This is a genomic window from Aeromicrobium yanjiei (assembly GCF_009649075.1).
Lineage (GTDB): Bacteria > Actinomycetota > Actinomycetes > Propionibacteriales > Nocardioidaceae > Aeromicrobium > Aeromicrobium yanjiei.
Genome location: NZ_CP045737.1, coordinates 303,848 through 320,644 on the forward strand (window position 1 = coordinate 303,848; position 16,797 = coordinate 320,644).

Below are 16,797 nucleotides of genomic sequence, written 5' to 3' on the forward strand. Positions count from 1 at the left end.
CGGTGGATTCTGTCTTGACAGCACGCGCTACGGTGACCACCGTCTGACCAATCAGGAGAGAACACCGTGACCAGTCTCGTCATCGTCGAGTCCCCCAACAAGGTCCGCAGCATCGCGGGCTACCTCGGGGACGGCTATGTCGTGGACGCCTCCGTGGGCCACATCCGCGATCTTCCGCGCGGTGCCGACGAGGTGCCGGCCGCCTTCAAGGGCGAGTCCTGGGCGCGTCTCGGCGTCAACATCGACTCCGCGTTCGAGCCGATCTACGTCGTCTCCGCGGACAAGAAGTCGCAGATGACCAAGCTCAAGAAGCTCCTCAAGGACGCCGACGAGCTCGTCCTGGCAACAGATGAGGACCGCGAGGGCGAGGCCATCGCATGGCACCTCTACGACGAGCTGAAGCCGAAGGTGCCGGTCAAGCGCATCGTCTTCAACGAGATCACCAAGGACGCGATCCAGTACGCGATCGCCCACCCCCGCGACATCGACATGGACCTCGTCGACGCGCAGGAGGCCCGCCGCATCCTCGACCGCCTCTACGGCTACGAGGTCAGCCCCGTGCTGTGGAAGAAGGTCATGAGCGGCCTGTCCGCGGGCCGCGTCCAGTCGGTCGCGACGCGCCTGGTGGTCGAGCGCGAGCGTGAGCGGATGGCCTTCCACGTCGCGTCCTACTGGGACCTCGAGGCGACGTTCGACGCCGGCGAGGGCTTCGACCCGCAGCGGTTCCCGGCCAAGCTGTTCAGCCTCGACGGCAAGCGCATCGCCTCGGGCGGCAACTTCGACAACACCGGCGCGCTGACGTCCGACAAGGTCGCCCACCTCGACGAGGCCCAGGCCGGTGCCCTGGCCGACGCGCTCGCCGACCAGGCGTTCACCGTTCGCTCGGTCGAGGAGAAGCCCTACACGCGCCGCCCCTACGCGCCGTTCCGCACGACGACCCTGCAGCAGGAGGCGTCGCGCAAGTTCGGGTTCGGGGCCGCCCGCACGATGCAGGTCGCCCAGCGGCTGTACGAGAACGGGCACATCACCTACATGCGCACCGACTCCACGACGCTGTCGCAGACTGCGCTCGACGGTGCCCGCGCCCAGGTGCTCGAGCTGTACGGCAAGGAGTACCTCCCGGAGAAGCCACGGGTCTACGCCAGCAAGGTCAAGAACGCGCAGGAGGCGCACGAGGCGATCCGGCCCGCCGGCGAGTCGTTTAAGACGCCCAAGCAGACCGGCCTCAGCGGCGACGAGCTGCGGCTCTACGAGCTCATCTGGAAGCGCACGATCGCCTCGCAGATGAACGACGCCAAGGGCAACTCGGTCTCGATCCGCATCGGTGCGACCGCCACGACCGGCGAGGACGTCGTCTTCAGCTCGTCGGGCCGCACGATCACGTTCTACGGCTTCCTCAAGGCGTACGTCGAGTCCAACGACGACGCGGAGGCCGAGGGCGACGACCAGCAGACCAAGCTGCCGAACCTGTCGCAGGGCCAGACGGTCACCGCCGCCGAGCTCGGCAAGGCCGGCCACGAGACCAAGCCCCCGTCCCGCTTCACCGAGGCCTCGCTCATCAGCGAGCTGGAGACCCGCGAGATCGGTCGCCCGTCGACGTACGCGTCGATCGTCGGCACGATCCAGAACCGTGGCTACGTCTACAAGAAGGGCACCGCCCTGGTGCCGGCGTGGATCGCGTTCTCGGTCATCCGGCTCCTGGAGCAGCACTTCCCGCGACTCATCGACTACAACTTCACCGCCGAGCTCGAGGACGTCCTCGACGAGGTCGCCAACGGTCGCGAGGACCGGCTCAACGTCCTCACCGGCTTCTGGACCGGTTCGGGGGAGGGCAACACGGGCCTCAAGCGCCTGATCGAGAACCTGCCCGACATCGACGCGCGTGGCCTGGCCACGTTCCCGATCGGCGAGGACATCGACCTGCGGGTCGGCCGCTACGGACCGTACGTCGAGGGGCCGCCGTACACCGAGGACGCCGAGGGCAAGAAGGTCCCGACGCGCGCCAACGTGCCCGACGACCTGCCGCCGGACGAGCTGACCCTCGACAAGGCCAAGGAGCTGCTGTCCTCGCCCACGGGCGTGGAGAAGGAGCTGGGCAAGCACCCCGAGACCGGTCTGATGATCACGGCCAAGAACGGCCGCTACGGGCCCTACGTCACCGAGGCGCTGCCGGACGACGCCAAGAAGGCCGACAAGCCGCGCACCGCGAGCCTGTTCAAGAGCATGGATCTCGACACCGTCACGCTCGAGCAGGCCGTGCAGCTGCTCACCCTGCCGCGCGTGGTCTACGTCGACGAGGACGGCACCGAGGTCACGGCCCAGAACGGCCGCTACGGTCCCTACCTCAAGAAGGGCACCGACTCCCGGTCGTTGGAGCGCGAGGAGCAGCTCCTGACGATCACCGAGGACGAGGTCCGGGCGATCTACGCGCAGCCCAAGACGTACGGGCGCAAGGCGGCGGCCGCACCGCTCAAGGAGCTCGGCAACGACCCCGTCAGCGGCGCACCCGTCGTCGCGAAGGACGGCCGCTTCGGCATGTACGTGACCGACGGCGAGTACAACGCGACCCTGCGCAAGGACGACTCGCTGGAGACGCTGACGCCTGAGCGGGCGTACGAGCTGCTGGCCGAGCGTCGGGCCAAGGGGCCGGCCAAGAAGGGCGGCAAGAAGACCGCCAAGAAGGCCACGAAGAAGACGGCGGCGAAGAAGACGACCAAGAAGCCGGCTGCGAAGAAGACCACGGCCAAGAAGACGACGACCAAGAAGGCCTGACCGGTCGGGGGTCCTCCGCCTTACAGTGGGGGCGGGCGTCTGTCCCTGACCGGAGGACCGTCGTGAGGATCCTGTCGCGTGCACTTCTCGTGCTGGGCTCGGTCGCGCTCCTGGTCGGCCTCGTGGCCGGGGTCGTCAACCGCCAGGTGCTGGACGGCGGCCGGTTCGCCGGGCACGTCGACGCTGTCCGGGAGGACCCGCAGGTGGCCCGCCAGGTCGGCCTCCTCGTCACCGAGCGCATCCTGGCGCAGGAGCCGGACCTCACGGGTCTGCGGCCGCTGCTGGAGTCCGCGTCCGCAGCGCTCGTCGCCAGTCCCGCGCTCGGGCCCGTCGTACGCGGCACGGTGGCCCCGCTGCACGACGCCCTGACGTCCGACGACGACGGCCAGGTCATCCTGCGGCTCGCCGACGTCGGCGCGCTGCTGGTCGCAGCGATCACGACCCTCGTACCGCAGACCGAGGCGGCGATCCCGTCCGACCTGGACGTGACGCTCGCGTCGATCGGTGCGCAGGAGTTCACCGGCGACCTCATCGGGGCGGCCGACGACGTGGCCATGCTCGCCGAGGTGCTGCCCGTCCTGGGGCTGTTGATGCTCGTGGCGGCGGGGGCGCTCGACCGGCGCGGGTGGCGCGGGGCGGTCCGGGCGACAGGGACCGGCGCGCTGGGCGCCGCGGGCGCCCTGGTGGTCCTGCTGCTGGTCGCGAGCTGGTGGGCGTCGCGGCTCGAGGACGACTCGATCCGCGATGCGCTGGTCGGCGCGGCCTGGCGTGAGCTCGACGGCTCGTTCTGGGCCGTGGCGGGGGTGGTCGCCGCGGCCGGACTGCTGATGCGGGTGGTGGCGAGCCCTGGCCTCGACCTCGATCCGGCGACGCTCGCCTCACGGGGGTGGCGGACGCTCTCCGTCGCCGGCACGACGCCCCGGACGGAGCTGTTCCGCGGCGGGGCCCTGGTGCTGGTCGGCGGGCTCACCGTGATGCGCCCCCTGCTGGTGCTCTCGCTCGTGGGAGGCATCGCCGGAGTCGTGCTGGTGCTGATCGGCGTCCGGTCGCTGCTGCGGGTCGGCGTCGCCTGGTGGGTCGCGCGACGCCCCGACCGGGTCCGGCGGGACCGTGAGCGTCTCGTCGCCCGGGCCGGACCGATCGCCGCGCTCGCAGGCGCGGTGGCGCTCGTCGCGGCGTTCGTGGTGGGTGCGTGGCCGGCAGGTCGCGACCTCCCGGCGTTCTCGGCCACGGACGGCACGGCCTGCAACGGCCACCGCGAGCTCTGCGACCGCAGGTTCGACGAGGTCTCCTACGCCGGCACCCACAACTCGATGGCCGCGGCCGACCAACCCGGATGGTTCCTGGCCGAGCAGCCCTACGGCATCCTGCGTCAGCTCGACGACGGCATCCGGGTGCTGTTGATCGACAGCTGGAACGGCCAGCGCACCCAGCGTCCAGACGTCATCGCGAATGCCGGCGTCGACCGCAAGAAGGCGCTCGCGGAGGCCAGGGCCACGTACGGCACCCGCGTGCTGGAGAGTGCGCTGCGGGTCCGCGACGCGCTCGACCTCACGCCCACCGGTCCGGTCCGCCCGTATCTCTGCCATGCGCTGTGCGAGCTCGGCTCGACGGACTGGGAGCCGCTGATGGCCCAGGTCAAGACCTGGCTGGACCGACACCCGCGCGAGGTCGTGACCTTCTTCGTGCAGGACGAGGTGTCGCCCGAGGACACCGCCGCCCTGGTCAAGCGCGCGGGTCTCGCGTCGTACGTCCACACACCGGTCGAGGGGCAGCCGTGGCCGACGCTCGGCGAGATGATCGACTCGGGTCGACGGGTGGTCTTCCTGCTGGAGAACGCCTCCGGAGGGCCCGAGAACCCGTGGCTCATCGACGCGCGCACGGCGGTCCAGGACACGCCCTACTCGTTCAGGCGGCCCTCGCAGTTCACCTGCACGCGCTTCCGCGGGCCGGCAGACGCCTCCCTGTTCCTCGTCAACCACTGGCTGAGCAACTTCGACTCCCGCGTCACGGACGCCGCGAAGGTCAACGCGGAGGACGTCCTGGGGCCCCGGCTGAAGGCGTGCGAGGCGGAGCGGGGCCAACGGCCCAACTTCGTGGCCGTCGACTACTACGACCGGGGCGATCTCCTCGGCGCCGTCGACCGGCTCAACGGCGTCTCGTGAGCAGCGGGCGGCGTCGCGGTTCGCCGCGTCCGCACGCGGAGATCAAGCTGACCTCGGGCGAGCGGCAGGAGGGTGTCGGCGCCGAGTCCTAGGGTGGTCGGATGGCGGACGTCCCTCCTGATCTGCTCGACCGGGTCCGGTCGATCTGTCTCGCGCTGCCCGAGGCGTACGAGCAGCAGGCCTGGACCGGAGTCCGCTGGCGCGTGCGGGGACGCACCTTCGCGCACGTCCTGACCGTCGACCCGGACTCGTCGTCGACGTTGCGCACGGCGTTCGGCGTCCAGGGCGAGGCGACCGCCGTGACGTTCCACGTGCCGGCCGAGGAGCTGCTCGCGTTGCGTGAGACCGGGCACCCGTACTACGCACTCGGCTGGGGCCGCAACGTCATGGGCGTGCATCTGGGGCCGTGGACCGACTGGGACGAGGTGGGCGAGCTGCTCACCGACAGCTACTGCCTGCTCGCCCCACACAAGCTGGTCGCCCGCGTCCGCCGGCCCTCACCCCACGCCGACTAGTCTCGACCCCATGGATCCGCTCTTCACCGACACCGGAGTTTTCCTCGCTCTGGAAGGCGGGGAGGGCGCCGGCAAGTCCACCCAGGCCGCACTGCTCGTCGAGTGGCTCGAGGGCCTCGGCCACGACGTGCTCCTGACCCGCGAGCCGGGTGGCACGCCGGTCGGTGCGATCCTGCGCGGAATCGTCCTCGACAACGGCACGGGCGAGCTGTCGCCCCGTGCCGAGGCGCTCATCTACGCCGCCGACAAGGCCGAGCACGTGGACAGCGTGGTCCTGCCTGCGCTCGCCGCCGGGGCCGTGGTGCTCACCGACCGCTACGTCGACTCGACCCTCGCGTATCAGGGGGCCGGTCGTGACCTTGACTTCGCCGAGCTCGAGAGCGTCGCGCGCTGGGCGACGTCCAACCTGCGGCCGCACCTGACAATCGTGCTCGACATCGACCCGGCGATCGGCCACGCCCGGTTCGAGGGCGCCGACCGCATGGAGTCCGAGCCGCTCGAGTTCCACCAGCGGGTGCGCCGGCACTTCCTCGATCTGGCTGCCGCCGACCCCGACCACTACCTCGTCGTGACCGGCGGCGGCACGCCCGACGAGATCCACCGCACGATCCGCGAGGCCGTCGAGCCGTTGCTGAAGCAGGTCGACCGATGACCGTGACCGACGTGTGGACCGACCTGGTCGGCCAGGAGCCGGTCGTGGAGACGTTGCGCTCCGCGGTCGCCTCGGCCGGCGGCGAGGGCCGCTCGATGACCCACGCGTGGCTGTTCACGGGGCCGCCGGGCTCCGGCCGGTCCAACGCGGCCCTCGCGTTCGCTGCTGCGCTCCAGTGCGAGCAGGGCGGCTGCGGGCACTGCCACTCGTGCACCAGCGCCCGCGCCGGCAGCCACCCCGACATCACGGTCATCACGACCCAGGGCCTGACGATCGGCGTCGACGGCATCCGCGAGTACGTCCGGGCGTCCTCGCTGCGGCCGGCCCTCGGCCGTTGGCAGGTCCTGGTCGTCGAGGACGCGGACCGGCTGACCGACCAGGCCGCCGCGGCGCTGCTCAAGGCGATCGAGGAGCCGTCCAAGCACACCGTGTGGATGCTCTGCGCGCCCTCGGCCGAGGACGTCATGATCACCCTGCGGTCCCGTTCGCGCTCGGTCGTCCTGCGCACGCCCGGCACGGCCGCGATCGCGCGGCTGCTCGTCGAGCGTGACGGCATCGAGCCCGAGATGGCGCAGGCCGTCGCTGCGGCGTCCCAGGGCCACATCGGCCGGGCCCGGGGCCTGGCCCGTGACAGCTCGGCCCGCGAACGACGTCGCGCGATCTTGTCGATCCCGGTCTCGATCCACGGGCTGGGCGACTGCATGGCCGCCGCCCAGCGCATCAGTGACGAGGCCACGGCCCGTGCGGCCGACTTCTGCGACGCCGCCGACGAGCGCGAGCTGGCCGATCTGCGCCAGGCGTGGGGCGTGGAGGAGCGAGGCCGCCGTCCGGCCGGCTTCGCCGGAGCGGTGTCGGCGCTGGAGAAGGACCAGAAGCGTCGCCGCACCCGCCTGACCCGCGACGGGATCGACGGGGTGCTGCTCGACCTGCTGTCGTTCTGCCGCGACGTCCTGACCGTCCAGTGCGCGACCGGCATCGACCTGGTCAACGCCGACGTCGCCGCCGACGTCGCCGAGATGGCCCAGGTGTGGACCCCCGAGTCGACGATCGGCGCCATCGATGCCATCGTCGAGTGCAGGGAGTCGTTGACCGCCAACGCGGCCCCGCTCCTCGCCCTCGAACGCATGATGATGGGACTTCGCCGGTGACCCGTGCACGTACGACCCTCGTGGTCGCCACCGTCCTCGCCCTCCTCGTCGGCATCGCGGTCTACGCCGCGTTCGCGACCCGCGACGACACCAGCTTCTCGGCGCCCAAGCCGGTCGACGCGCCCGCGCCCAAGGGGCTGGAGAAGTTCTACGACCAGAAGGTGAGCTGGAGCTCGTGCGGCGACGCGGAGTGCGCGTGGGTCACGGTGCCGATCGACTACGCCAAGCCGGAGGGTGAGACCACCCGCATCCGGGTCAAGGTCCACCCCGGCAAGGACGCCACCCGCAGCCTGTTCGTCAACCCCGGCGGCCCCGGCGGCTCGGCACTGGACTTCTCCGATCGCATGGTCGAGCAGCTGGGGTCGAGCGTCCGCGACATGTACGACATCGTGGGCGTCGATCCTCGTGGCGTCGGTGAGAGCTCGCCCCTGAAGTGCCTGCCGCCCAAGGAGTTCGACACGTTCGTGGCCACCGACCCCGATCCCGACGACGACGCCGAGATCACGGCGCTGCGCAAGAGCTCGGAGACCCTCGGCGAGGCCTGCCTCGCCAACTCCGGCCCGCTCGCGGCCCACGTCTCGACGGTCGAGGCGGCCCGTGACATGGACGTCGTCCGAGCCCTGCTCGGTCGCAAGAAGCTCGACTGGTTCGGTGCGTCCTACGGCACGCAGCTCGGCGCGGTCTACGCCGAGCTGTTCCCCGACAAGGTGGGCCGCATGGTGCTCGACGGTGCGGTCGACCCGACCCTCGACGCGGTCGGCAGCAGCTTCGCCCAGACCACCGGCTTCCAGCGCGCCCTCGAGGCGTACGTGAAGAGCTGCGTGAAGCAGTCGAACTGCCCGCTCGGCGACAACGCCGAGGCCGGCATGGCCAAGATCGCCACGCTGCTCGACCAGCTCGACCAGAAGCCGCTCAAGCTCCCCGACGGCCGCGAGCTGACCGAGGGCAATGCGTTCTACGGCATCGCCGTCACCCTCTACGACCAGCAGACCTGGGACTACCTCACGCAGGCGCTGCGGGCCGCGTTCGACGGCGACGGCTCGGTGCTGATGGCCCTGTCCGACGCCTACTTCGAGCGCAACCAGGACGGCTCCTACGCCACCAACGGCGGCCAGGTGATCTACGCGGTCAACTGCCTCGACGCGGGCGGCAAGGGCCTGACGGTGGACGAGACGAAGGCCGAGCTGCCGCGCTTCGAGAAGGCCTCACCTGTCTTCGGCGCCTCGTTGGGCTGGGGCGCGCTTGGCTGCAGCGACTGGCCGATCAAGGCCACCAACCCGTTGCCCGACATCGATGCCAAGGGCGCTCCGCCCATCCTGGTGATCGGCACGACCCGTGACCCCGCGACGCCCTACGAGTCGGCGCAGGCCCTCGCCTCCCAGCTCGACTCCGGCGTGCTGCTCACCCGTGAGGGCGACGGCCACACGGCGTACGTCTCGGGCAACAAGTGCATCGTCAAGATCGTCGACAACTACCTGGTCAAGGGCAAGGCGCCCAAGAACGGCACGGTCTGCAAGGAGTCCTGACCGCCGCCCGCGCCAGCCAGCCGGGCCGGGCTTGCGGGCCGGCGGGCACGCCCGGGGACCGATCTTTCTGCGTTTCGGTAGCCAGGCCAGCACGAACGCCGAGAGATCCGTCCCCTTGGCGCGGCTAGCTGCGCGCGCTCTCGTGGTGTCGGATGACCTCGGCGATGATGAAGTTGAGGAACTTCTCGGCGAACGCCGGGTCGAGGTCGGCGTCGATCGCGAGGGTCCGCAGCCGCGCGATCTGACGCTCCTCGCGGGCCGGATCCGAGGGCGGCAGATCGTGCTCGGCCTTCAGGCGACCCACGCGCTTGGTGTACTTGAACCGCTCGGCCAGCACGTGGATGAGGGCGGCGTCGATGTTGTCGATGCTCGCGCGGATCTCGTCGAGCTCTGCCTGCGTCGTGTCGGTCACGGGTGAGATTCTACGGTGACCGGGGTGGTGCGCGGCTGCCACGACCACCCGGTAGACTCTCCTCTTGGTTCGACGGGCGATCCCCGGCGGACCTTGGCCGCCTTAGCTCAGTCGGTAGAGCGTTTCACTCGTAATGAAAAGGTCGTCGGTTCGATTCCGACAGGCGGCTCCACCGCAGGTCTGTGACCTGCAGCGAAACAATGGCTACTGCCATTGGAAATCCCGTGGGACTCCCCGGTGCAACGGCGAGCTCGCCGCGATGCTCATTACGTCGCTCATCCCCGACTCGTCCGTCGTGGCCCGCGCGAGGCGTGTGGTGGCGCAGGTGCCCGGGGGATGTTGCGATGCCGGACGACGAGTGAGGGTTCTCGCGCCCCCAATGGTCATCATCATTGTAATGAATAAGACATCTGGGCTAGATTGCGTGAGATGTTCGCCGTGAGTCGCAAGAAGTTCGCCCCGCCGGAGTCGAGAGCACGGCGGGTGGATCGCTCAGCCGCAGGAGTGCTGGCCCGCGAGCGCTGGAGGTTCATGCCATGACATCTCTGTCGTACGATCCCGAGATCAAAGCCGTGCTGGAGCAGGCGGCTTCCGCTGGTCGCCCCGCCCCGCCGGCCCGCGGGGACTGGGAGTCGCTGCGCGCCCGCACCGAGATGCTGATGGCCGCGGTGGCGCCAGCGGCCCGCCCGCCTTCGGTGAGCGTTTCGAACTACTCGACCACGACCTGGGACGGCGACGAGCTCAGCCTGCGCTGGTACACCCGGGCGGGCTCGACCCCTGGCTCCGCCGTGGTCTATTCCCACGGGGGAGGGCTGGTGTGCGGCACCCTCGATCTCTACGACGCGATCATCTCCCGGTACGTCGAGTCCTCCGGAGTGCCGTTCCTCGCAGTGGAGTACCGGCGCGCACCGGAGGCTCGCGACACGAGCCTCACCAGGGATGTGTTCGCAGCGATCGTGTGGCTGCACGAGCATGCGAACGATCTGGGAGTCGATCCTGACCGTGTCGCCGTCATGGGTGACAGCGGCGGCGGCGCCCCTGCTGCCGGCGCCGCGATCATGGCGCGCGACCACGGTGTGCCGTTGGCACGCCAGCTGTTGATCTATCCGATGCTCGACGACCGCAACACCGTCCCGGACCCGACCTTGGAGCCCTTGGCAACCTGGACGTACGACAACAACTTCACCGGATGGAGTGCGCTCCTGGGCGAAGCGATCGGTACTGAGGACGTCTCCGAGCTGGCGGCCCCGGCTCGGGCCAAGGATCTCAGTGGAGTCGCGCCCGCGTACTTGGACGTCGGGGAGCTCGACATCTTCCGAGACGAGACGATCAACTATGCCCGTCTGCTCAGCGCCTGCGGAGTCTCGGTCGAGCTGCACGTCCACCCCGGTGCGCCCCACGCGTTCGAGGGGTTGGCTCCCGGTGCGGCGGTCTCGCAGCGGGTGCTGGAGGACCGGAACTGGGCCCTCACATCGTTGTAGCAGCCGTCGCGCCCTTCCCGCCCGGGGCTACGGCCTCGGCGCGGATGAGGGATCGTCCTGCGGCATCACGCTCAGCCAGATGTGCTCGAGCGTGTCGGTGACCTCGCGCAGCTTCTCCGTCCCGGAGCACGCGTAGGACCAGTAGTACGAGCGCTCCGTCATGAACGTCAAGGAGCGGGCGAGCGCGGATGCGCCGGTCGGGCCCGGGTCGTCAGGGATGCCCGCTCGGATCAGGAGCCTGCTGAAGTGGGGGGCGATGCTCTCGAGGGTCTCGCGCCACAGCTGCTGGGCCTCGGGCACCGTGCAACCGATCTCCACCGCGGCCTGCATGATCCGGCCGTGCTCGCGCCAGGAGGTCTCGGTGTCCAGTAGGGCGGCGCGGACGACCGTGCTCACCGAGACGTCCGGATTGTCGGTCGCGTGCGAGGGGGACGCCGGGATCGCCGCCAGGGTGCGCGCGATGAGGGCGACGAGAACCTCCTGCTTGGACCCGAAGTAGAAGTACAAGGAGCCCCGCGAGATGCCTGCTCCCGTCGCGATCGCCTCGACGGTCACCGCCTCGAAGCCTCGCTCGTCGATCAGCCGCTCGGCGGTGTCGAGGATCGTCAGCTCCCGCGTGTCGCCCTTACGGGTGCCGCTCCGACGGCGGCCGGTGGGCGGAAGGGCGGGGGAGCTCATGGGGGCACGTTACGGCAGCCGGGATTTTCGACCATCTGAAGAATAAAATCGACACAGCGTAGACATCGTGTCTTTTCGGTGGAATTCTCGGGAAGACAACCGGTCGTCCCCAGGAGATCTCCATGAGACTGGCACTCAGATGAGGGTCCTGCGGGGCATCATCGACCACCCGCGCCGCGGCCTGCTCGCCCTGGCCGTGTTCATGCTCGTCGCAGGTCTTCTCGGGGGCCCGGTGGCAGGCGCGCTCAACTCGTCGGGAGGCTTCGTGCCTGACGACGCGGACTCCGTACGCGCGACCGAACGGCTCGGGTCGGCCACAGGACGCGCGCCCTCCCCGGGCCTGACCCTGCTCGTCGAGGGCGCGGACGCGGCCCGGCTCGGCGACATCACTGACCGACTGAGTGGCCTCGACGGGGTCGCAGAGGCGGCACCGGGCGCCAGCTCGACGGACGACAGCAGCCGCTTGGTCCTGGGCACTCTCGCAGCCGGCGCCGACGCTGACGACGTCGCGAAGGCGACGGTCGAGGAGTTCGCCGACGACGAGGACGTGACGGTCGGCGGCCGGGACGTGGCGGGCCTGCAGATCACCGAGACCGTCGGCAAGGACCTGGGGCGAGCCGAGCTGCTCGCCACGCCGCTGCTGGTGGTCCTGTCGCTGGTCTTGTTCGGCGGACGGGCGGCGCTGCTCCCGGTGGTCGTCGGGATCACCACCGTGCTCGGCACCTTCCTCGTCCTCAGCGGCGTCAACCAGCTCTACGGACTGAGCGTCTTCGCGCTCAACCTCGTGATCGGCCTCGGGCTGGGCCTGGCCATCGACTACACCCTGTTCCTGCTGTCCCGGTACCGCGAGGAGCTGCACCGGCATGGGCCGTCACGCGAGGCGATCGTGGTGACGATGCAGACCGCCGGGCGCACGGTGGCGTTCTCTGCGGTCACGGTCGCCGCCGCGCTCGTGACCTTGACGGTGTTCCCGATGAACTTCCTCAAGTCGATGGGCAGCGCGGGAGCCATCGTGGCAACCGTCGCGGCGATCGCCTCGTTGATCGTCGCGCCGATGTTCTTCGCCCTCATGGGTGGGCGGCTGGCCCGCCGCTCGCGGGGCGACGGGGCAGAGGGGCGGTGGTACGGGTTCGCCCACGCGGTCATGCGACGCCCCGGGCGCATCGCGGCCGCGACCGCGGCCGTCATGCTCGTCCTGTCCGTGCCGAGCCTGCGCACGGAGTGGTCCCCGATCGACGAGACCGTCGTGCCGACCGATCAGAGCGCACGAGTCGTGTCGGACCGGCTGGCCGCGGAGTACGCCGGCGCCACCACCTCGCCGATCACGGTCGCGGTGCGCGGCGACGGGCCTGAGCAGGTCGCGCAGTACGCGGCGCTGGCCAGCGAGGTGCGCGGCGTCCAGCCGGGCACCGAGCCGCTCTCGCTCGACGACGACACCTGGCAGCTGGTGCTGCCCACCGAGGGCCGACCAGCGGGACCCCTCGCGCAGCAGGCGGTCTCCGATCTTCGCGAGATCCGGGTCGACGGCGTGGACGCGCTGGTGGCCGGGCCGGCGGCCGAGTTCGTCGACCAGCAGGCAGCCATCCGCGACAACCTGCCGATCGCGATCGGCCTCATGGTGACGCTCACCCTGGTGGTGCTGTGGCTGATGACCGGTTCGGTGATCCTGCCCGTCAAGGCGGTGGTGATGAACACGCTGACCGTCGGTGTCGCCCTCGGCGCGCTCACCTTCGTCTATCAGGACGGCCGGCTGACCGGCCTGCTCGGCTACACGCCCAACGGTGGCGTCGAGCCCACCGACTTCCTCGTGGCCGCCGCCCTGGTGTTCGCCCTGTCCACCGACTACGGGGTCTTCCTGCTCGGTCGCATCAAGGAGGAACGCCAGAAGACCGACTCCGAGCAGGAAGCAGTCGCGACGGGCCTCGCGCGGACGGGCGCCGTCGTGACCAGCGCCGCGCTCCTGCTGGCAGTGGCCATCGGCGCGTTCAGCACCAGCTCGATCTCGTTCATCCAGCAGATTGGTGTCGCCACCGCGGTCGGTGTGCTGGTGGACGCGTTCATCGTCCGCTCGCTGCTCGTGCCCTCGCTGATGGGACTGCTGGGGGCGTGGAACTGGTGGTCTCCCGCGTGGCTGCGCCGGGTCCACGACCGCATCGGCATCCGGGAGGGTCCCTCCGTCGCCGACGACGCGGCGGACGAACGCGCTCCGGCCCGGTGACCCGCCGCGCGTCGTAGACTCTGGCCTCCTCAACTGCGCTCCAGGGGGTGTCGTGAAGGTCGTGCCCACCGAGGCGGACGTCGTCGTGGTCGGCGGCGGCGTGATGGGGCTGAGCACGGCGTACCACCTGGCACGTGCGGGCGTCGAGCGCGTCGTGCTGCTGGAGCGAGGGGCCCTCGGCGAGGGCTCGACCTGCAAGGCCGCCGGCGGTGTGCGCGCCCTGTTCTCGGACGAGATCAACATCCGCCTCGGCCAGCACAGCCTCGAGACGTTCGAGCGGTTCGCGGCCGAGTTCGACCAGGAGATCGACCTTCACCAGGTGGGCTACCTGCTGCTGGCCTCCGGGGACGAGGTGCTGGAGTCGTTCGAGCGCAATGCCGAGCTGATGACGGCCCTCGGCCTCGACGCGCACACCGTGGACGTCGCCGAGGCCGCACGCCTGTCGCCGCTGATCTCGACCGACGGCCTGGTCGGTGGTCTGTACTCGCCGCGCGATGGCCACTGCACCCCCGAGTCCGTGGTGCTCGGCTACGCGCGGGCAGCGCGGCGGGCCGGGGTCTCGATCCTCACCGGCACGGCCGCGACGGGGATCGACGTCGAGGGCTCGGCGATCGTCGCCGTCCGGACGGACGCCGGCGTCATCTCGACCCCCTCGGTCGTGTGTGCCGCCGGTGCGTGGTCCCGGCAGATCGCGGCGTGGGTGGGCGAGCAGATGCCGATCGAGCCGCTGCGCCGCCAGATCGTCGTCACCGAACCGGTCGCCGACCTGGACCCGCGGACGCCGTTCACGATCGACTTCGAGTCGTCCTTCTACTTCCACGGCGAGGGGCGCGGACTGCTGATGGGCGCGCCGGAGCGCCGGGACGCGTGGGGCTTCGACCAGTCGCGCGATCCGGACTGGCTCGAGGACCTCGCGGAGTGCATGGAGCGCCGGGTCCCGTCGCTGGTCGACATCGGCATCCAGAGCGGGTGGGCGGGGCTCTACGAGATGACCCCCGACCACAATGCGGTCATCGGCAGGTCCGACGCGGTCGAGGGCTTCTTGTACGCGGCGGGGTTCTCCGGTCACGGCTTCCTGATGGGACCCGCGGTCGGCGAGGTCATGCGGGACATCTACCTCGGACGTACGCCGTTCATCGACGTCTCGCCGCTCCACGCCTCCCGGTTCGCCGCCGGTGCCGGCCGCCCCGAGCGCAACATCGTCTAGACCTCGGCGGAGCCTGCCTCGTCCTGGCGCTCGAGATCGACCCGTACCTCGGAGATCCTGCGCCCGACGACCTGGGTCACCGTGATCGTGGCGTCGCCGACGCGCACGGCGTCCCCGACGGACGGGATCCGTCCGAGACGCTCGATGACGTAGCCCGCGACGGTCTCGTACGGCCCGTCGTCCAGATGGACCCCGCTGACGGCCGAGAAGTCCTCGATGTTGAGCCCGCCGTCGTACGAGCCGGCGGTGTGCAGCGGCTGGCGCAGGCCGCCCTGGTCGTCGTACTCGTCCCGGATGTCGCCCACGAGCTCCTCGACCATGTCCTCGAGGGTCACGATGCCGTCGGTGCCGCCGTACTCGTCGACGACCAGGGCGATGTGGACGCCGTCGCGACGCAGCTGCGAGATGGCGGGCAGGATGCGGTTGGTCCCGGGCAGGCTCGGAATCTCCCGGACGATCTCACCCACGGTGGTCGCACGGGTCTGCTCGCGTCCGAGCAGGTCGCGGACGTGCACGAATCCCACGACGTCGTCGACGGACTGCCTCGTCACCGGATAGCGCGAATGAGGCTGCTCGCGAACGAACCGGGCGGCCTCGGGCAACGACATGTCCGCGGCCAGGAACACGACGGATCCCCGGGGACGCATGACCTCCTTGACCGTGCGATCGGTGGCGGCGAACACGCCGCCCAGGATGCGCCGCTCATCGTCCTCCAGGCCCTCATGGGCGCCGACGAGGTCGCGCAGCTCCTCCTCCGACATCTCCTCGCTGGTCGCGTGGGGGTTCCCGCCCAGGACCCGGACCACGGCGTTGGTCGACAGCGACAGGAACCAGATCACCGGCTTCATGACGGTCGCGAAGCGCGACAGCGGAGGCGCGACGGCGGTCGCGAGCGCAGCCGATTTCTGCAGCGCGAACCGCTTCGGCACGAGCTCGCCCAGGACGAGGGACAGATAGGCGATCAGCAGCGTCATGGTCACCAGCGCGAGGTTCTCGGCCGCACCCTGGGGCAGCCCGAGGTCGGTGAACAGCGGAGCCACGTCGGGGGCAAGGGTCGAGGCGCCGTACGCCGCGGAGAGGAATCCCGCGACCGTGACGCCGATCTGGACGGCGGCCAGGAACGTGTTGGGGTCGCGGGCGAGGGACGCGACCTTGGCCCCTCGCGAGCTCTGGTGCTCCAACCGGTCCAGCTGGCTGGGACGCAGCGAGACCAGCGCCATCTCCGTCGCGGAGAAGACACCACCTATCAGGACGAAGAGCAGGACCAACGCGAAGTTGAGCAGGGTGTTGTAGTCCATCAGATCCGGGTCCCCGACCGTGCGGAGCGGGCAACGGCGTCGGGACAGTCCCCGGGTTGGTCATCCATGTCGAAAGTTTACGGGGCGTGCCGGGCGGCTCATCCGTGACCACGTACCGATGAATTCTCAACTTTTTTTGAGGCGGACTGGCAGCAGAAACTCTCAGTTACCGCAAGTCGACTTTCTCAGGTGCGATTAAGGATCGGGGGCTCGGGTACACGCTGGTCGCCGCTATGGCGACCTGTCGACGGCGGCAGGCCAATCGAAAGGACCGACCATGTACTTCGGTGGATCCATCGCTCTCATCGCGATCGGCGCAATTCTCGCCTTCGCGGTTGAGGACCGCCTCGACGGCGTCGACCTGACGACCGTCGGCTACATCTGCATGGCTGCCGGTGCCCTGGGCATCGTCCTCAGCCTGATCGTCAGCGGCCAGCGCTCCCGCAGCACGCGCCGCGACGAGGTGCCGCCTCGCTGACCACCACTCGAATCACCCGGATGCCGCACCGTGCGGCGTCCTCTTTGGAAGGAAAATCAATGGGATTTCTGCTCTGGATCGTCGCTGTTGCCCTGGTCATCTACGGGGTCATCTCGCTGTTCAACGGGAGCATCCTGCTCGGCATCATCCTGATCATCCTCGGCTGCGCCGTCGGCCCCGGCGGTTGGACCATCTTCAACCGTCGCGGATCGCGCGTCTGACAGCCGCCACCCCGTCGCTCTTGATC

14 protein-coding genes and 1 tRNA gene are annotated in these 16,797 nt (G+C 69.9%); 12 read left to right on the forward strand and 3 right to left on the reverse strand.

Annotated elements, in window-relative coordinates:
* The first annotated feature begins 66 nt into the window (after window positions 1-66).
* The 6 genes from topA (at window position 67) to GEV26_RS01770 (ending at window position 8,778) form a co-directional block, all read left to right on the forward strand.
* Window positions 67-2,772 (forward strand): type I DNA topoisomerase, encoded by a 2,706-nt coding sequence (gene topA, locus GEV26_RS01745; protein ID WP_153651469.1) that lies wholly within the window; start codon window positions 67-69, stop codon window positions 2,770-2,772.
* 62 nt (window positions 2,773-2,834) lie between these two features.
* Window positions 2,835-4,937 (forward strand): phosphoinositide-specific phospholipase C-related protein, encoded by a 2,103-nt coding sequence (locus tag GEV26_RS01750; protein ID WP_153651470.1) that lies wholly within the window; start codon window positions 2,835-2,837, stop codon window positions 4,935-4,937.
* Between the two features lie 101 nt (window positions 4,938-5,038).
* A complete protein-coding gene (locus GEV26_RS01755; RefSeq protein ID WP_153651471.1) occupies window positions 5,039-5,452 on the forward strand; it encodes an MmcQ/YjbR family DNA-binding protein in 414 nt (137 codons plus the stop codon).
* Window positions 5,453-5,462: 10 nt separating this feature from the next.
* Window positions 5,463-6,104, forward strand: a complete 642-nt coding sequence (tmk, locus tag GEV26_RS01760) for a dTMP kinase (protein ID WP_153651472.1) — start codon at window positions 5,463-5,465, stop codon at window positions 6,102-6,104.
* Window positions 6,101-7,252, forward strand: a complete 1,152-nt coding sequence (locus tag GEV26_RS01765; protein ID WP_153651473.1) for a DNA polymerase III subunit delta' — start codon at window positions 6,101-6,103, stop codon at window positions 7,250-7,252. The genes tmk and GEV26_RS01765 overlap by 4 nt, the downstream gene beginning before the upstream one ends.
* Complete coding sequence (locus GEV26_RS01770; protein ID WP_153651474.1) at window positions 7,249-8,778, forward strand: alpha/beta hydrolase; 1,530 nt, start codon at window positions 7,249-7,251, stop codon at window positions 8,776-8,778. The genes GEV26_RS01765 and GEV26_RS01770 overlap by 4 nt, the downstream gene beginning before the upstream one ends.
* A gap of 124 nt (window positions 8,779-8,902) precedes the next feature.
* On the opposite strand, the gene GEV26_RS01775 is transcribed toward GEV26_RS01770, so the two are convergent.
* On the reverse strand, window positions 8,903-9,199 hold the full coding sequence (locus GEV26_RS01775) for a chorismate mutase (protein WP_194840008.1): 297 nt from the start codon (window positions 9,197-9,199) through the stop codon (window positions 8,903-8,905).
* Between the two features lie 87 nt (window positions 9,200-9,286).
* Between GEV26_RS01775 and GEV26_RS01780 the strand changes: the two genes are divergently transcribed.
* Window positions 9,287-9,362: transfer RNA gene (locus GEV26_RS01780), tRNA-Thr, on the forward strand.
* Window positions 9,363-9,726: 364 nt separating this feature from the next.
* The gene (locus GEV26_RS01785; RefSeq protein WP_153651476.1) at window positions 9,727-10,671 is read left to right on the forward strand and encodes an alpha/beta hydrolase fold domain-containing protein; all 945 of its coding nucleotides are present in this window, start codon (window positions 9,727-9,729) and stop codon (window positions 10,669-10,671) included.
* A gap of 27 nt (window positions 10,672-10,698) precedes the next feature.
* Here GEV26_RS01785 and GEV26_RS01790 read toward each other — a convergent pair whose 3' ends face one another.
* Window positions 10,699-11,349: a TetR/AcrR family transcriptional regulator gene (locus tag GEV26_RS01790; protein ID WP_153651477.1), complete on the reverse strand. Its 651-nt coding sequence runs from the start codon at window positions 11,347-11,349 to the stop codon at window positions 10,699-10,701.
* A 139-nt stretch (window positions 11,350-11,488) separates the two neighbouring features.
* On the opposite strand from GEV26_RS01790, the gene GEV26_RS01795 reads away from it, so the two are divergent.
* Together GEV26_RS01795 and GEV26_RS01800 are read left to right on the forward strand one after the other, a co-directional pair.
* On the forward strand, window positions 11,489-13,567 hold the full coding sequence (locus tag GEV26_RS01795; protein ID WP_153651478.1) for an MMPL family transporter: 2,079 nt from the start codon (window positions 11,489-11,491) through the stop codon (window positions 13,565-13,567).
* A gap of 52 nt (window positions 13,568-13,619) precedes the next feature.
* Window positions 13,620-14,774 (forward strand): NAD(P)/FAD-dependent oxidoreductase, encoded by a 1,155-nt coding sequence (locus tag GEV26_RS01800; RefSeq protein ID WP_243838840.1) that lies wholly within the window; start codon window positions 13,620-13,622, stop codon window positions 14,772-14,774.
* Here the strand turns inward: GEV26_RS01800 and GEV26_RS01805 are convergent.
* A complete protein-coding gene (locus GEV26_RS01805; protein WP_153651479.1) occupies window positions 14,771-16,072 on the reverse strand; it encodes a hemolysin family protein in 1,302 nt (433 codons plus the stop codon). The two genes, GEV26_RS01800 and GEV26_RS01805, sit on opposite strands and share 4 nt — an antisense overlap.
* Before the next feature lie 277 nt (window positions 16,073-16,349).
* On the opposite strand from GEV26_RS01805, the gene GEV26_RS01810 reads away from it, so the two are divergent.
* Both GEV26_RS01810 and GEV26_RS17845 read left to right on the forward strand, forming a co-directional pair.
* Window positions 16,350-16,550 carry a DUF6458 family protein gene (locus tag GEV26_RS01810; RefSeq protein ID WP_153651480.1) on the forward strand — a complete coding sequence of 67 codons (201 nt, stop codon included), beginning with the start codon at window positions 16,350-16,352 and terminating at the stop codon, window positions 16,548-16,550.
* Window positions 16,551-16,609: 59 nt separating this feature from the next.
* The gene (locus GEV26_RS17845; RefSeq protein WP_194839935.1) at window positions 16,610-16,771 is read left to right on the forward strand and encodes a GPGG-motif small membrane protein; all 162 of its coding nucleotides are present in this window, start codon (window positions 16,610-16,612) and stop codon (window positions 16,769-16,771) included.
* The last annotated feature ends 26 nt before the right edge of the window (window positions 16,772-16,797 follow it).

What these genes read in the sequence shown, in the direction of transcription:
- GEV26_RS01765 (WP_153651473.1), top strand. Translation starts at nt 6,101, where the DNA reads ATGACCGTGACCGACGTGTGGACCGACCTGGTCGGCCAGGAGCCGGTC.
- GEV26_RS01805 (WP_153651479.1), bottom strand. Translation starts at nt 16,072, where the DNA reads ATGGACTACAACACCCTGCTCAACTTCGCGTTGGTCCTGCTCTTCGTC.
- GEV26_RS01785 (WP_153651476.1), top strand. Translation starts at nt 9,727, where the DNA reads ATGACATCTCTGTCGTACGATCCCGAGATCAAAGCCGTGCTGGAGCAG.
- GEV26_RS17845 (WP_194839935.1), top strand. Translation starts at nt 16,610, where the DNA reads ATGGGATTTCTGCTCTGGATCGTCGCTGTTGCCCTGGTCATCTACGGG.
- GEV26_RS01810 (WP_153651480.1), top strand. Translation starts at nt 16,350, where the DNA reads ATGTACTTCGGTGGATCCATCGCTCTCATCGCGATCGGCGCAATTCTC.
- GEV26_RS01755 (WP_153651471.1), top strand. Translation starts at nt 5,039, where the DNA reads ATGGCGGACGTCCCTCCTGATCTGCTCGACCGGGTCCGGTCGATCTGT.
- tmk (WP_153651472.1), top strand. Translation starts at nt 5,463, where the DNA reads ATGGATCCGCTCTTCACCGACACCGGAGTTTTCCTCGCTCTGGAAGGC.
- GEV26_RS01790 (WP_153651477.1), bottom strand. Translation starts at nt 11,349, where the DNA reads ATGAGCTCCCCCGCCCTTCCGCCCACCGGCCGCCGTCGGAGCGGCACC.
- GEV26_RS01795 (WP_153651478.1), top strand. Translation starts at nt 11,489, where the DNA reads ATGAGGGTCCTGCGGGGCATCATCGACCACCCGCGCCGCGGCCTGCTC.